Origin of the sequence: Barrientosiimonas humi, from assembly GCF_006716095.1 — a bacterium.
GTDB lineage: Bacteria > Actinomycetota > Actinomycetes > Actinomycetales > Dermatophilaceae > Barrientosiimonas > Barrientosiimonas humi.
The window spans coordinates 1-14,973 of sequence record NZ_VFOK01000001.1; the positions used below are offsets into that span (position 1 = coordinate 1).

Genomic DNA, 14,973 nt, shown 5'->3' on the forward strand with positions numbered 1-14,973 from the left:
CAGGGCGCCGCACACATCTCGCTGCGCGTGCCCCGCTCGACCGGCCTCGACCTCGACGCGCTCGGGCGCAGCGGGGGCGTGTCGCCCGTGCTCGTCCCGGTGCTGCGTCGCCTGGTGGGCGCCCGTCTGGCGTTCGTCGTGAGCGGCGGCACCGGCTCGGGCAAGACCACCCTGCTCGCCGCGCTGCTCGCCGAGGCCGACCCCGGCGAGCGGCTGGTCGTCGTCGAGGACGTGCGCGAGCTCGCGATCGCCCACCCGCACGTGGTGCGGCTCGAGGCCCGCTCGGCCAACGTCGAGGGCCGCGGCGCGGTGACGATGACCGCGCTCGTGCGCCAGTCGCTGCGCATGCGACCCGATCGCCTCGTCGTGGGCGAGGTGCGCGGGGCCGAGGTGCGCGAGCTGCTCAGCGCGCTCAACACGGGCCACGAGGGCGGCTGCGGCACGCTGCACGCCAACACCATCGGCGACGTCGTCGCGCGGTTCGAGGCGCTGGGTGCGCTCGCCGACATGACGCCCGAGGCCACCCGCACCCAGCTCGCGAGCGCGGTCCGCGTGGTGCTGCACCTGCGCCGCACCACCGGTCGCCGGCACCTCGCCGAGATCGGGGTGCTGCGCCGCGACGGCGGTGACCTGCGCTGCGTCCCGGCGTGCACCGTGCACGACGACCGGGTCGAGCCGGGGCCGGCGGCCGACGAGCTCGAGGCCCTGCTCGGGTCGGTGCCCGCGTGGTGATCCTCACGGCGCTGCTGCTCGCCGCAGCGGTCTGGGCCTGGCCCGGGCGGCGCGAGCGAGCGTTGCTGCGGGTCGCCGTGCTCGACACCGCCGACGCCGGTGCCGAGGCCGGCGCCGTGTCGGTGCCGTGGTGGCGGCGGGAGGTGCGGCTGCCCCGGCGGAGCGGTTCGGGCCGTGAGGAGGTCGTGCAGCAGCTGCTCTCGGGTCTGGCGGCCGGCCTGGGGGCCGGGCTGGCGGCACCCGCCGCGCTGTCCGCCGCGGTGGCGTCGTTGCCGGCGGCCGTCCGTCGCGACGCCGCACTGGTGCGTGCCCTCGGAGCGCTCGAGACCGCCGTGGCCGGGGGAGGGTCCGCGGGCGCCGCATGGGTCGACCTCGGGCAGCAGCTGCGGCTCCCCGTGGCGCTGCAGGTCGGTCGGGCCTGGACGATCAGCGAGCGGCTCGGGTCGCCGTTGTCCGAGGCGGTGCGCAGCGCCCTCGATGCCCACAACGCACGGCGCGCCGTGGAGCGGGCGTTCGCCGCGCAGGCGGCCGGCCCGCGGGCCACCGCGCAGCTGCTCACCTGGTTGCCGCTGCTCGGGGTGCTGCTCATGCCGGTGCTGGGCGTCGCCCCGACGTCGGCCTACCCGCCCGCCGTGCTGCTGCTCGCCGTGGCACCCGGACTCCTCCTGCTGCTCGCCGGACGCCGGCTCACCCGGCGGCTCATCGACCGGGCGCTGCGCCCACCCCAGCTCGGATGAGCGCGCTGGCGGCGGTGCTCGCCGGGTGCCTGGTCGGCGCCGTCGTCTGGTTGCTGCCGACGCTGCGCCGCGCACCGGGCCTGCGTGCCGCGCCGCTGGTCCGCGCCGAGGCGAGCGTCGACGACGAGCACGAGGACGAGGGCTCCGGTCCCGGAGGCACCGAGAGCACGACCGGTGCCGTCGCTGCCCCCGCGTCCGACGACCAGGCCGCGGTGGGGCCGCAGGAGGTCGCCGACGCCATCGACCTGCTCGCCCTGGCCCTGACGAGCGGGGCGGCGGTCACCTCCTGCCTCGACCTGGTGGCCGAGCAGTGCCCCGGGCGCGTCGGTGCCGAGCTACGGCAGGTGTCGGCGGCGCTGCACTGGGGCGTCGAGCCGCGCGCCGCGTGGGCCTCGGTGTCACCCATGTGGGCGCCGGCCGGGGCGGCGCTCGTGCTGGCCGAGACCGCGGGCGCCGCCCCGGCCGCGCTGTGCCGCGAGGCCGCCGCGCGGGTGCGGTCCGACGAGCGGCACCGCCTCGAGACGGCCGGGGCCAAGGTCGCCGTGCGGCTCGTGCTGCCGCTGGGGCTGTGTTTCCTGCCGGCGTTCGCGCTGCTGACCGTCGTCCCGGTCGTCGTGGCCATGGCCTCGGCGATGCTCACCTCCTGAGCGGCTGGATCTGGTTGATCCACAGGGAGATTCGGCGAGCGACCGTGATCCACAGGGTCGGCTCCACCGCTGGAGGGTGACCGTCTCCAGGCGCAGGCTGGCTGCAGAGGCGGCGCACCTGTCGCCGCCGCGAAGGAGGTTTGCGCATGACTCGATCCATGGCCGCACGGTGGCGCCGGCTGCGCGTGCTCGGTGAGGCGGGGATGACCACGGCGGAGTACGCCGTCGGCACCCTCGCCGCCGTCGCGTTCGCCGGGCTGCTGATCGCGGTGATCAAGAGCGGTCCGGTCAAGTCGGCGCTGAGCGGGATCATCACGTCCGCGCTCAGCGTCGCCGGCTGAGCCGTGGCGCGGTCGCGGGCCCGGGCCGACGCGGGCATGGTGACGGCCGAGCTCGCGACCGCGCTGACCGCCCTGGTGCTGGTGCTCGTGCTCAGCCTGAGCGCCCTGGTCGCCGGGGTCGACCTGATCCGGTGCACCGACGCAGCGCGGGTCGGAGCCCGCGCGGCGGCCCGTGGCGACGACCCGCAGCAGGTGCGCGCGCTGGTGCTCGAGGCGGCGCCCGACGGGGCGTCGGTCACGGTGACCGACCGCGGTCAGGCGCAGGTCGAGGTGACCGTGCGCAGCCGCCCGCGAGGGCCGGTCGGGGTGCTGGTCGGGTCAGACCTGAGCGCCCGGGCGGTCGCGGTCAGGGAGGGCGCCGATGCCCCGTGAGCCGAGCGCGCGTCGACGCGACGAGGGGTCCGGCACGGTGCTCGTGGTGGGGGCCATCGGGGTGCTGGTCGTCCTGCTCCTCGGCGGCCTGACGCTGGTGAGCGCGGCGCACGCGAGCACCCGCGCCCGCACCGCGGCCGACCTCGGCGCCCTGGCCGGAGCGATGCAGCTGGTGCGCCCCGACGGCGCCGACCCGTGCGCGAGCGCCGCGGCCGTGGTGCGCGCCAACGGGGGCGCGCTGCTGGAGTGCCGCGCGACCGCGCAGGTGCTCGACGTGCGGGCCTCGGTGCCCGCAGGCTGGCCAGGGCTCGGTGCGGCCACCGCGCGCAGCCGCGCCGGACCGCAGGTGGGTGAAGGGCCCGCCCTCGACCGGCCCGCGGTGGCAGGATCGCCCGGGTGAGCGATCCCGTCGAGACCGACCGCACCGACGCGTGGGCCGACGCGGCGGCCGAGCACCTCGCGGCGCTGGTCCGGCTGCCGACCGTCTCGCGGCCCGACCGCGACGAGCAGGACGCCGAGGCGTTCGCCGAGCTGCCGCGGCTGCTCGAGCGGCTCTATCCGCGCCTGCACGCCACCCTGGAGCGTGAGGTCGTGGGCCCCGGCGGCCTGCTGTTCCGCTGGCCCGGCGCCTCGCCCGACCGCCCAATCGTGCTGATGGCCCACTGGGACGTCGTGCCCGCCGACGCGGACACCTGGCAGGTGCCGCCGTTCGAGGGGCGGATCGACCGCGCCGCCGGCGTCGTGCACGGCCGCGGCACGCTCGACGACAAGGGCTCGATGGTCGTCGTCTGCGAGGCGGTGGAGTCGCTGCTCGCCGAGGGCCGCGCGCCCGCCCACGACGTCTACCTGTCCTTCGGGTGCGACGAGGAGGTCTTCGGCACGGCCGCCGAGGCGGCCGTCGAGGCGCTGGCCGCACGGGGCGTACGCCCGTGGCTGGTGATCGACGAGGGCGGGGCCGTGGTCGAAGGCGTGTTCCCCGGTCTGCAGCGACCCGCGGCGATGATCGGCGTCGCCGAGAAGGGGGTGCTCGATCTGCGGATCCGGGTCGAGGACCAGCCCGGCCACGCCGCCACCCCGCGTCGCGGGGGAGCGGTCGCGCGGCTGGCGCGGGCGCTGCACCGCATCGAGCGGCACCCGTTCCCCGTGGTCCTCACCGACCCCTCGCTGGCGATGGTGCAGACGCTCGGACGGCACGTCACCGGGCCCCTGCGTCCGCTGCTCGCGCGCGCCCACCGGGCCCGCCCAGCGGTCGCGCGTGCACTCGCCGCGCTCGGCCCCGAGACCTCGGCCGTCGTGCGCACCACCGTCGCCCTCACCCGGCTGAGCGGAAGCCCGGCCGTCAACGTCGTCGCGGCCAGTGCCGAGGCGCGCGCCAACATCCGCATCCAGGTGGGGGAGACCGTCGACGGCGTCGTCGCCCGGCTGCGCCGGGTCGTGCGCGACGAACGGGTGCAGCTGGAGGTCGTGAGCGGCAACGACCCGAGCCCCGAATCACCCAGCGACGGACCGCAGTTCGCGCTGCTCGCCCGCGCGGTCGAGGCGACCTACCCCGGCACGGTGGCGGCGCCGTACGTCATGCTCCAGGCCTCCGACGCGCGGCACTTCTGCCGGATCAGCGATCACGTCTATCGGTTCAGCCCGTTCGCCATGTCCCGCGCGCAGCGCGACAGCATCCACGGCGTCGACGAGCAGGTCGACCTCGACTCGCTCGGCCGGGGCGTCGCGTTCTACCGCACTCTCCTGCTGCACGACGACGGCGCCTGAGCCGCGGGAGATCCGCGGGCTCAGGCGCCGTCAGGTCGTGCTAGCCGGCCCTCGTCAGCGACGGTCGGTGTCGCGGTTGAACTTGTCGCGGGCACGGTCGAACATGCCCTCGCGGCCCTGGGCGTTGCCACGGCCGTGCGGGTCGTTGCCCGGCTCGACGTAGTCACCGTCGCGGCGACCGTCGGTGTAACCCGCCTGGCCGCGACCCGGCTCGACGTAGTCACCGTCCCGGCGGCCGTCGGCGACACCGGCCTGGCCACGGCCGGGCTCGACGTAGTCAGCGTCGCGACGCGGCTCGACCACGTCGGCGTCGCTGCGCGTCTGGGCGCCGGCCGGGGTCACCCGCGACTGGTCGCCCTGCACGACGGTGTCGCGCTCGCGCTCGGCGTCGCGGGCCGCGACGCGACCGCGCGCGGCCTCGACGTCGGCGCGGTCCTTCTTGCGGATGGCGGTGTCACGCGACTCCTCGGCCTCGTCGGCCCGCCGCTCCAGGTCCTTGCGGTTGCGACGGCGCTGGATGCCGCGCTTGCTGCCGTACTTGATCATCCAGAGCGCCAGGGCGGCGAGGACCGCCGCCGCGGCACCGAGGATGAACGCGGTCAGCCCGTTCATGTCCATGCTGATTCCGGCAGCGTCGATCGGGAACGTCGTGCTGGTGTCTGCACCAGTGACGACCCACAGAACGATCGCTGCCACGATGACGAGCAGCAGGATGGCTGCGATGATCATGGTGACTTCACTCCCTCACACCCCGAGACGAAAGTGCTTGCTGTTACTGACGATACAGAAACAACAAGCGGATGAGCAGGAGGAAGTCACCGGCCCCAACGGATGGGAAGTCAACCCCTGGACGGATGTTCGGCCTCCCGGAGCACCAGCTCCAGCACCCGGCGCGCGCCCTGCTTGTCGAGCGGCTCGTTGCCGTTCCCGCACTTGGGTGACTGCACGCAGGCCGGGCAGCCCGACCGGCACGGACAGTCCGTGATCGCGGCCAGCGTGCCGCGCAGCCAGGTCGCCGCCCGCTCGAAGCCGCGCTGGGCGAACCCGGCCCCGCCGGGGTAGCCGTCGTAGACCACGACGGTGGGCAGCTCGGTGTCGGGGTGCAGCATCGTCGACACTCCGCCGACGTCCCACCGGTCCGACTGGGCGACCAGCGGCAGCATCGCGATCGCGCAGTGCTCGGCGGCGTGCAGCGCGCCCGGGCCGTCGGCCTCGTCGACGACCTCGGCGAGCAGCTCGGGAGGAGCCGTCCACCACACCCCTCGCGTCGTGAGCCGCTGCTCGGGAAGGTCGAGCGGGTGCTCACCGATGACCTCGCCGGAGGGCAGCATCCGCAGGAACGAGGTGACTTGCGTGCGCACGTCGATCACCCCGTGGCACAACCGGATCGGGCCCCACCGGGTCTCCCGCTCGGGCGCCACGACCCGGAACTCCGACGTCGAGCGCGCCACGGTCGACCACCCGGGGTCGCCCTGCGTCACGTGCGCGCTGCCGTCGTCGAGGTCCAGCTCGGTGACGACGTACGTCTTCCCCTGGTGGACGTACACGGCGCCGGGATGCGTTGCGCGGTGGGCGCGTTCGGCGTCGACCGTGCCGAGCACGCGGCCCGTGCGGTTCTCGACGATGCGCACGACGGGCTGGCCCGCGCCGCGCAGCGACACGTGGTCGCCGGGGCGGTCGTCGCGCGCCCAGAACCAGCCGCGCGGCCGGCGGCGCAGCACCCCGCGCGCGACCAGCGTGTCGAGCAGCGGCACCATCGTCGGCCCGAACACCTCGGCGTCGGCCTCGGTGAGCGGCAGCTCGGCCGCCGCGGCCGCGAGGTGCGGCGCGAGGACGTAGGGGTTGGCCGGGTCGAGCACGGTCGCCTCGGCCGTGCGCCCGAAGATCGTGCCGGGGTGGTTGACCAGATAGGTGTCGAGCGGGTCGTCGGCGGCGACGAACACGACGAGCGCGGGGGCGTCGCGGCGACCGGCGCGCCCGGCCTGCTGCCACCACGACGCGATCGTGCCGGGCCAGCCCGCGAGCAGCACGGTGTCGAGGCCGCTCACGTCGATGCCGAGCTCGAGGGCGTTGGTGGCGGCGAGCCCGCGCAGCTCGCCGCTGCGCAGTCGCCGCTCCAGCTCGCGTCGCTCCTCGGGGAGGTAACCGCCGCGGTAGGCCGCGACCCGGTCGGCGTAGTGCGGGGCGTCCTCGGTCAGCCGGGTGCGCACCATCTCGGCGACGACCTCGACCCCGACGCGGGAGCGGGCGAAGGCCAGCGCCTGCGACCCGTCGGCCACCAGCCGGGCGAGCAGGTCGCCTGTCTCGGCCACGGCGCTGCGCCGGGGAGCGTCCGGCCCCTGCCCGGGGGCGGCTCCCGGCTCCCACAGCGCGAACGTGGTGGCCGGGCGGGGCGACCCGTCGTGCGTCACCGCCTCGACGGGGAGGCCGACCAGGCGCTCGGCGTGCGCGGCCGGCTCGGCGATCGTCGCCGAGGCCAGCACGAAGGTCGGGTGCGCCCGGTAGCGAGCGCAGATGCGCCGCAGACGGCGCAGCACCGCGGCGAGATGGGAGCCGAAAACGCCCTTGTACGAATGGCACTCGTCGATCACGACGTAACGCAGTGCGCGCAGGAACGGTGCCCACCGCTCGTGCTGCGGCAGCAGCGTGTGGTGCAGCAGGTCGGGGTTGGTCAGCACCAGCTGGGCGTGGTCGCGGATCCACCGGCGCTCGTCGACCGGGGTGTCGCCGTCGTACGTCGCGGCCCGCACCCCCGGAACGGCCAGGCGCTCGACCGCGGCCAGCTGGTCGGCCGCCAGCGCCTTGGTGGGAGACAGGTAGAGGGCGGTCGCGCCGCGCCCGGTGACGGCGTGCGACCCGTCGGCGACCGCCGAGAGCACCGGCAGCAGGTAGCCGAGGCTCTTGCCGCTCGCGGTGCCGGTGGAGACGACGACGTGCCGACCGTCGGCCGCGAGGTCGGCGACCGCGCGCTGGTGCGTCCACAGCCGGTCGACCCCCTCGCCGCGCACGGCGGCGGCGACCTGCGGGTTGACCCACTCGGGCCAGTCGGCGAGCTCCTGCGCGCGCGCCGGCTGGTGCTCGACGTGCAGGACCCGGCCGGTGCCGGCACCGGCCAGCCCCGCGAGCAGCCGCTCGGGGTCGGCGCTCGCGCGCTGCGGCGGTGCCGTGGTGGTGGTCATGGTCCTGCCACGGTAAGCCGTGGCGGGCCGGATCCTGGGCAGGCGTAGGAGACCCGCCACCGCTCTGACTAGGGTTCGTGCTGCGCAGACCCGTGAGGAGGCTCGGCTTGAACCTGGACGTCAGCACGCGTGAGGTCGGCGATGTCACTGTCGTGGCGATCGCCGGCGAGGTCGATGTGTTCTCGGCCCCGGCCCTGCGCGACGAGATGAATCGGGTGATCGCCGAGGGCCGTACGCGTCTGGTCGCCGACCTGACCGACGTCCCCTTCCTCGACTCGACCGGCCTGGGTGTGCTCGTCGGCCGGCTCAAGGCGGTGCGGCAGCAGCAGGGCGAGCTGCGTCTGGTGATCGCCAGCGACCGGCTGCTGCGCAACTTCAGCATCACCGGGCTCGACAAGGTCTTCCGCATCTACCCCACGGCCGACAAGGCGCTCGCCGACCTCAGCTGAGCCGCATGCCGCGTGGCTAGGCTGCGCCCCATGCAGAGCAACCTCTTCGACCAGAAGAACCTCGAGGTCCAGAGCCAGAACCGGTTCACCCTCCAGAACCCCCAGATGCTGCGCGTCGCCCTCGGCGAGGACGTGCTGTCGGTCAAGGGCGCGATGGTCGCCTACCAGGGGCAGATCCAGTTCAACCACGAGGGCGCCGGGTCGATGGGCAAGCTCCTCAAGAAGGTCGTCACCAGCGAGGACGTGCCGCTGATGCGCGTCTCGGGCCGGGGCGAGGTCTTCTTCGCGTCCGCGGCCGGCTACGTCTTCCTGATCGACCTGACCGGCGACGGCATCTCGGTCAACGGCCGCAACCTGCTGGCGTTCGACTCGCGCGTGCAGTGGGACATCAAGCGGGTGCAGGGCGCCGGGATGATGTCGGGCGGCCTGTTCAACATGCTGCTGCAGGGCCAGGGCACGGTCGCGCTGCACAGCGTCGGCCAGCCGGTCGTGCTCGACTGCTCCCAGCAGCCCACGTTCGTCGACGTGCAGGCGTGCGTCGGCTGGTCGGCCAACCTGGTGCCCCAGGTCGTCAACAGCATGAACATGAAGTCGATGCTGCGCGGCGGCAGCGGCGAGGCCTTCCAGTACGCCTTCCACGGCCCGGGGTTCGTCATCGTCCAGCCCGACGAGTGGACCCCGGCGGCGCAGAGCGGCGGCGGTGGCGGCCTCATCGGCAACCTGATGAGCTGACCTCGCGACGATGTCGGCCAGCCCGGCGCCACCCCGGGTGACGCCCGACCTCCCTCGCCTGCGCGACGCGCTCGCCGCCGCCGACTACACCCTCGACGGCATCCTCGGCTGCCTCGGCGACCGGGCGGCCCGGGCGCTGCACCGCGAGCAGCCCACCCCGGCCGAGCTCGTCACCCGACCGCTCACCACCCCGGTCGCCGTCCTGGTGCGGCTGTTCGCGCTCGGTTACGCCGTCGAGGCGGCGCGGGTCGACGCGGCGCTGCCCGGCTTCGGCACCGACCGACTCGTCGAGCACGGCCTGGTCGCGCGCGAACCCGCCGGCGTGCGTGCGCTGTTCGACCTGCGCCCGTACGCCGACGAGGACCACGCCTGGTGGGTCCTGTCGGACCTGTCGGAGGTCATGACCGGCGAGCCGCTGCTGACCGACCACGTGCTCGGCATCGGCGGCGCCTCGACCACGCTGGCGTCGTGGACCCCGCGGCGCGCCGCCGCCACCGCCCTCGACCTCGGCACCGGGTGCGGCGTGCAGTCGCTGCACCTGTCGACGCACGCGGCCTCGGTCGTCGCGACCGACACCTCCGAGCGGGCGCTGGCGATGGCCGCGGCCAACGCGGCGCTCAACGGGCAGGACTGGGAGCTGCGCCGCGGCGACCTGCTCGCCCCGGTCCAGGGGCAGCGGTTCGACCTGGTCGTGAGCAACCCGCCGTTCGTCATCACCCCGCGCACCGGCGAGGTGCCGGACTACGAGTACCGCGACGGCGGGCGGGTCGGGCACGAGGTGGTCCGGTCGCTCGTGCGCGGGGTCGGCGAGCACCTCGAGCCGGGCGGCGTGGCCCAGCTGCTCGGCAACTGGGAGGTCCCGGTCGGCGGCGACTGGCGCGAGGTCGTGGGGGAGTGGCTCGACGGCACCGGCCTCGACGCGTGGGTCGTGCAGCGGGAGTCGCAGGACCCCGCGGAGTACACCGAGCTGTGGCTGGGCGACGGCGGGCACCGTTATGGGACAACGGGTTTCGCCGACATGTATGCCGCGTGGCTCGAAGACTTCGCGAGCCGTGACGTCGAGCGGGTCGGCTTCGGCGTGATCACCCTGCAGCGCCCCGCAAGCGATCGCGAGCCGTGGCGCGACCTCGTGGAGGTCACTGGTCATGTCGCGCAGCCGATGGGTCCCGCGGTCGACGCGGGCCTGCGCGCCCGCACCTGGCTGGCCGAGCACGGCGACCCCGGCGTGCTCGCGACGGCCTGGCGGTGCGCCGACGACGTGACCGAGGAGCGCTACGCCCGCCCCGGCGCCGACGACCCCAGCGTGATCCTGGTGCGCCAGGGCGGCGGGCTCGGGCGCACCGTGCGGGCCGGCACCGTGCTGGCGGCCTTCCTGTCCGTCTGCGACGGCGAGCTGCCCGCCGGCCCGGCGCTCGACGCCATCGCCTCGCTGCTCGACGTCAGCCCGGAGGCCGTGAGCGACGAAGCCCTCCCCGACGTACGCTCGCTGGTCGCCGACGGCCTGCTCGTCGCGGACTGAGCGCCACCCGTCACGACGGGTGCGTCGCCGCCCGGTGCTCGCTAGCGTGGTCGGCCCGCGACCAGGAAGGGAGTGGTCCGCGTGCGCGTGACCACGATGGGGAATCTGCGAGTCGCCCTGACGGTGGGGTTCGTCCTGGGCTGCGTGGCCATCTGGCTCGCGGCCGAGCCGTTGGGCTGGTCCGGCGGGCCGGTGGTGGCGGCGATCGGGGCGGCGGTCCTGCTGTTCTTCCCGACGGTGCTGGTGCGCCGTATCGACGGCGACACCCCGCTGGCTCGGCTCGGCGTCACCACCTGGTGCGTGCTGATCCTGGTGCTCGCGCTGGCGGCGATGGCCGCGCTGCCGCGGCTTCCGCTGGTGACCGCCGGAGCGGTCGTCGCGACGGTCGTCGCCGGCTGGCAGCTGCAGCAGCGCGCGCGGGCCGCGATCGAGCGTGACCCGGGCATGCTGCTTGCGCCGGGCGGCGACACCGACTTCGGCGTCTACACCGCGCTGACCCCGATGCTGAGGCCGCCGTCGTCGCAGCCGCCGGAGACCGAGCAGGGCAGCACGCTGCACGACCCCGACGGCGGTCGCGACCGCCTCGCCGAGTGGACGCGCCCGCAGGCCGAGGACGAAGGGCCGCCCGAGTCCGGGCCCGGGCGCACACCTCCCCGCGAGCGCTGACCGCGCCCGTGAGCGCTGACCGCGCCGCGATCGACGCTCAGGCCAGCTGCCAGGACCGCTTCGACATGCCGTGCCAGAAGCCGTCGATCGCGGTGGTGGACTCCAGCCCGCCGCCCGCGGCAGCGCCGAGCGAGAGATAGAGCGGAGCCCAGTGCTCCGTGCGCGGGTGCGCCTGGCGTACGGCCGGGGCGCGGTGCAGGAAGTCGATGAGCTGGTCGACGTCGCCGGCGGCGACCGTCTCCGCGGCCCACTGGTCGAACTCGGCCGAGACGCTCGGCGGGGGAGCGTCGGCGGGTGCGCTCGGGTCGAACCAGCGCAGGTTGTGGGTGGTGAAGCCGGACCCGACGATCAGCGTGCCGTCCTGGCGCAGCGGTGCGAGCCGGCAGCCCAGCTCGAACAGCCGAGCCGGGTCGAGCGTCGGCATCGACAGCTGGAGCACCGGCAGGTCGGCCTCGGGGTACATCTCCACGAGCGGGACGTACGCCCCGTGGTCCAGCCCGCGCTCCTCGTCGCGGCGGACCGGCACGACGCCGCGCAGCAACGCCTCGACGTCGCGCGCGAGCTCACCCGCGGCCGGCGCGTCGTAGCGCACGTCGTAGTACTTCTGCGGGAAGCCCCAGAAGTCGTAGACCAGCGGTGCGCCCGTCGTGGCTGACAGCGTGACCGGGTCGGCCTCCCAGTGCGCCGAGACGATCAGCACCCGCCGCGGCCGCGGCAGGTCGGCGCTCCAGCGCGCCAGCTCCGCGGGCCAGGTCGGGTCGTCGGCCAGCGGCGGCGCGCCGTGGCTGAGATAGAGCACGGGCAGGGAGTCGGCCATGAGCACCAGCGTACGCCCGGAAAGTTGACCCGTCACCTATTTCCTGGTCCCCCGCTGCGCCGCGGCAGGCCAAGGCTTATGGTCTAGTCGCCCGAGCACGTCGAGGCAGCGACGAATCCGCTGCACGTTGGTCGGGCGGAGGGAGAAGTCATGGCGCGCAAGCTGGTCATCGTCGAGTCGCCGGCGAAGGCGAAGAAGATCGGCGAGTACCTCGGCACCGACTACACCGTCGACGCCAGCGTCGGCCACATCCGTGATCTGCCGACCCCGTCCGAGCTGCCCGTCGACATGAAGAAGGGTCCCTACGGCCGGTTCTCGGTCGACGTCGACAACGGCTTCGACGCCTACTACGTCGTCGACGCCGACAAGAAGAAGAAGGTCGCCGAGCTCAAGCGGCTGCTCAAGGACTCCGACGAGCTGTTCCTCGCCACCGACGAGGACCGCGAGGGCGAGGCCATCGCGTGGCACCTGCAGGAGGTGCTCAAGCCCAAGGTCCCCGTGCGCCGCATGGTGTTCCACGAGATCACCAAGGAGGCCATCCAGCGCGCGGTGCACAACACCCGCGACCTCGACGACCGGCTGGTCGACGCGCAGGAGACCCGTCGCATCCTCGACCGGCTCTACGGCTACGAGGTCAGCCCGGTCCTGTGGCGCAAGGTGCGCAACAAGCTGTCGGCCGGCCGCGTGCAGTCGGTCGCCACGCGCATGGTGGTCGAGCGCGAGCGCGAGCGGATGGCGTTCGTCGCCGCGTCCTACTGGGACGTCGAGGGCCAGTTCCAGCCCGAGTCGGCGGGCCAGGCGTTCGCCGCGCGGCTCACCGCCGTCGACGGCAGCCGGGTCGCGGTCGGTCGCGACTTCGACGACGCCGGCCGGATCAAGGACTCCGGCCTCGCTCACCTCGACCAGCAGCGCGCCACCGCCCTCGCCGAGGCGGTCAACGCCTCGCGCGGCGAGGTCACCTCGGTCCAGGAGAAGCCCTACACCCGCCGCCCGTCGGCACCGTTCACCACGAGCACCCTGCAGCAGGAGGCGAGCCGCAAGCTGCGGCTGAGCTCCAAGAACGCGATGCGCGTCGCGCAGCGGCTGTACGAGAACGGCTACATCACCTACATGCGCACCGACTCCACGACACTGTCGGAGTCGGCCCTGACCGCCGCGCGGCAGCAGGCGCGCGACCTCTACGGCGCGGAGTACGTCCCCGACTCGCCCCGGCGCTACGAGAAGAAGTCCAAGAACGCCCAGGAGGCGCACGAGGCCATCCGCCCCGCGGGTGACCGGTTCCGCACGCCCGCCCAGGTCGCCGGTGAGCTGCGCGGCGAGGAGTTCGCGCTCTACGAGCTGATCTGGAAGCGCACCGTCGCTTCGCAGATGGCCGACGCCCGCGGCTCGACCGCGACCGTCCGGCTGCGAGTCCCGGTGCAGGAGACCGGTTTTGCCCGCGAGGCCGAGTTCAGCGCGAGCGGCACGGTCATCACCTTCCGCGGGTTCCTTGCCGCCTACGAGGAGGGGCGCGACGCCACCCGCGACGCCGCTGGCGAGGACCAGACCGAGCGGCGCCTGCCGAAGCTGAGCGAGGGCGTCGGGCTCGACGTGCTGCGCGCCGAGGCCGACGGCCACACCACCAGCCCGCCCCCGCGCTTCACCGAGGCAACCCTCGTGAAGGCGATGGAGGAGCGCGGGATCGGCCGGCCGTCGACGTACGCCGCGACCGTCGGGACCATCCAGGACCGGGGGTACGTCGGCACCCGCGGCACCGCGCTCGTGCCGACCTGGCTGGCGTTCGCCGTGACCCAGCTGCTCGAGCAGCACTTCCCGCGACTGGTCGACTACGACTTCACCGCGTCGATGGAGGAGGGCCTCGACGAGATCGCGGCGGGCAACGACCAGCGCGCCGCGTGGCTGTCCCGGTTCTACTTCGGCGACGAGGCGACGACCGCCGAGGGGCTGCGCGCCATGGTCGACAACCTCGGCGAGATCGACGCCCGCGCGATCTCGACCATCCCGATCGGCGAGGGCGTCGTCGTGCGCGTGGGCCGCTACGGGCCGTACGTCGAGCAGACCGTGCCCGAGGGCGTCGACCCCGCGACGGGCGAGGTCGTCGACGCCGAGCAGGAGGCCAAGGCGGGCGACACCCCGCGCCGCGCGAGCATCACCGACGACGTCGCCCCCGACGAGATGACCGTCGACAAGGCGCGCGAGCTGCTGGCCCAGGCCGACGACGACGGGCGGGTGCTCGGGCAGGACCCGAAGACCGGCCACGACATCGTCGCCAAGTCCGGTCGTTACGGCCCGTACGTCACCGAGGTGCTGCCGCAGCCGGAGCAGCCGGCGGGCGAGACCAAGCCGAAGAAGAAGGCGACCGGTCCCAAGCCGCGCACGGCCAGCCTGTTCAAGGACATGGACCTCGCGAGCATCGACCTGGAGACCGCGCTGCGGCTGCTGAGCCTGCCCCGCGTCGTCGGCGTGGTCACCGAGAAGGTCACCGGCGAGGACGGCGCCGAGACCGAGAAGCAGGTCGAGATCACGGCGCAGAACGGTCGCTACGGGCCGTACCTGAAGAAGGGCACCGACTCGCGCTCGCTGCAGACCGAGCAGCAGCTGTTCGACATCACGCTGGAGGAGGCGCAGCAGATCTACGCCGAGCCCAAGCGGCGTGGGCGGGCTGCGCAGCCGCCGCTGAAGGAGCTCGGCACCGACCCCGCGTCGGGCAAGCCGGTGGTGGTCAAGGACGGTCGCTTCGGGCCCTACGTCACCGACGGCGAGACCAACGCGACGCTGCGCAAGGACGACGACCCCAGCACGATCTCGCCCGAGCGGGGGTATGAGCTGCTCGCCGAGAAGCGCGCGAAGGGGCCGACCACGCGCAAGCGGGCCGCCAAGAAGACGACGAAGAAGGCCACCAAGAAGACGGCCGCGAAGAAGTCGACCGCCAAGAAGTCGACGACGAAGACGGCCAAGAAGGCCTGACCGGCGACCGCCCGCCCCACCCGCCGGGGCGGGCGGTTACCGTATGCCTCG

15 protein-coding genes are annotated in these 14,973 nt (G+C 74.2%); 12 read left to right on the forward strand and 3 right to left on the reverse strand.

Going from position 1 to position 14,973, the window contains the following annotated elements:
• The 7 genes from FB554_RS00005 to FB554_RS00030 all read left to right on the forward strand — a co-directional run.
• Positions 1-732 (forward strand): TadA family conjugal transfer-associated ATPase (locus tag FB554_RS00005; RefSeq protein WP_170206727.1); only part of this gene is annotated, 732 nt, incomplete at its 5' end.
• Positions 726-1,469, forward strand: coding sequence for a hypothetical protein (locus FB554_RS16985; RefSeq protein WP_170206728.1), 744 nt, complete (start codon positions 726-728; stop codon positions 1,467-1,469). The genes FB554_RS00005 and FB554_RS16985, both read left to right, overlap by 7 nt.
• The gene (locus FB554_RS16990; protein ID WP_170206729.1) at positions 1,466-2,116 is read left to right on the forward strand and encodes a type II secretion system F family protein; all 651 of its coding nucleotides are present in this window, start codon (positions 1,466-1,468) and stop codon (positions 2,114-2,116) included. Before FB554_RS16985 ends, FB554_RS16990 begins: the two co-directional genes overlap by 4 nt.
• A gap of 146 nt (positions 2,117-2,262) precedes the next feature.
• The gene (locus FB554_RS00015) at positions 2,263-2,457 is read left to right on the forward strand and encodes a DUF4244 domain-containing protein (RefSeq protein ID WP_142004066.1); all 195 of its coding nucleotides are present in this window, start codon (positions 2,263-2,265) and stop codon (positions 2,455-2,457) included.
• A 3-nt stretch (positions 2,458-2,460) separates the two neighbouring features.
• Entirely contained in the window at positions 2,461-2,829 is a 369-nt protein-coding gene (locus tag FB554_RS00020; RefSeq protein ID WP_236022187.1) for a TadE family type IV pilus minor pilin, read from the forward strand.
• Complete coding sequence (locus tag FB554_RS00025) at positions 2,819-3,229, forward strand: Rv3654c family TadE-like protein (protein WP_142004067.1); 411 nt, start codon at positions 2,819-2,821, stop codon at positions 3,227-3,229. Before FB554_RS00020 ends, FB554_RS00025 begins: the two co-directional genes overlap by 11 nt.
• Complete coding sequence (locus tag FB554_RS00030) at positions 3,226-4,593, forward strand: M20/M25/M40 family metallo-hydrolase (RefSeq protein WP_142004068.1); 1,368 nt, start codon at positions 3,226-3,228, stop codon at positions 4,591-4,593. Before FB554_RS00025 ends, FB554_RS00030 begins: the two co-directional genes overlap by 4 nt.
• 54 nt (positions 4,594-4,647) lie before the next feature.
• Here FB554_RS00030 and FB554_RS00035 read toward each other — a convergent pair whose 3' ends face one another.
• Complete coding sequence (locus FB554_RS00035; protein ID WP_142004069.1) at positions 4,648-5,322, reverse strand: hypothetical protein; 675 nt, start codon at positions 5,320-5,322, stop codon at positions 4,648-4,650.
• Positions 5,323-5,432: 110 nt separating this feature from the next.
• Positions 5,433-7,772, reverse strand: coding sequence for a DEAD/DEAH box helicase (locus FB554_RS00040; RefSeq protein ID WP_142004070.1), 2,340 nt, complete (start codon positions 7,770-7,772; stop codon positions 5,433-5,435).
• A 107-nt stretch (positions 7,773-7,879) separates the two neighbouring features.
• Here FB554_RS00040 and FB554_RS00045 point away from each other — a divergent pair, with 107 nt between their 5' ends.
• The 4 genes from FB554_RS00045 to FB554_RS00060 all read left to right on the forward strand — a co-directional run bounded on the left by FB554_RS00045 (position 7,880) and on the right by FB554_RS00060 (position 11,138).
• The gene (locus FB554_RS00045; RefSeq protein ID WP_142004071.1) at positions 7,880-8,221 is read left to right on the forward strand and encodes an anti-sigma factor antagonist; all 342 of its coding nucleotides are present in this window, start codon (positions 7,880-7,882) and stop codon (positions 8,219-8,221) included.
• Between the two features lie 30 nt (positions 8,222-8,251).
• Entirely contained in the window at positions 8,252-8,953 is a 702-nt protein-coding gene (locus tag FB554_RS00050; RefSeq protein WP_142004072.1) for an AIM24 family protein, read from the forward strand.
• Between the two features lie 10 nt (positions 8,954-8,963).
• Positions 8,964-10,472, forward strand: a complete 1,509-nt coding sequence (locus tag FB554_RS00055; protein WP_142004073.1) for a DUF7059 domain-containing protein — start codon at positions 8,964-8,966, stop codon at positions 10,470-10,472.
• 96 nt (positions 10,473-10,568) lie between these two features.
• A complete protein-coding gene (locus FB554_RS00060; RefSeq protein ID WP_142004074.1) occupies positions 10,569-11,138 on the forward strand; it encodes a hypothetical protein in 570 nt (189 codons plus the stop codon).
• 37 nt (positions 11,139-11,175) lie between these two features.
• Here FB554_RS00060 and FB554_RS00065 read toward each other — a convergent pair whose 3' ends face one another.
• Positions 11,176-11,955: a dioxygenase family protein gene (locus FB554_RS00065; RefSeq protein ID WP_142004075.1), complete on the reverse strand. Its 780-nt coding sequence runs from the start codon at positions 11,953-11,955 to the stop codon at positions 11,176-11,178.
• Between the two features lie 150 nt (positions 11,956-12,105).
• Between FB554_RS00065 and topA the strand changes: the two genes are divergently transcribed.
• Positions 12,106-14,922: a type I DNA topoisomerase gene (gene topA, locus FB554_RS00070; protein ID WP_142004076.1), complete on the forward strand. Its 2,817-nt coding sequence runs from the start codon at positions 12,106-12,108 to the stop codon at positions 14,920-14,922.
• Positions 14,923-14,973: the final 51 nt, after the last annotated feature.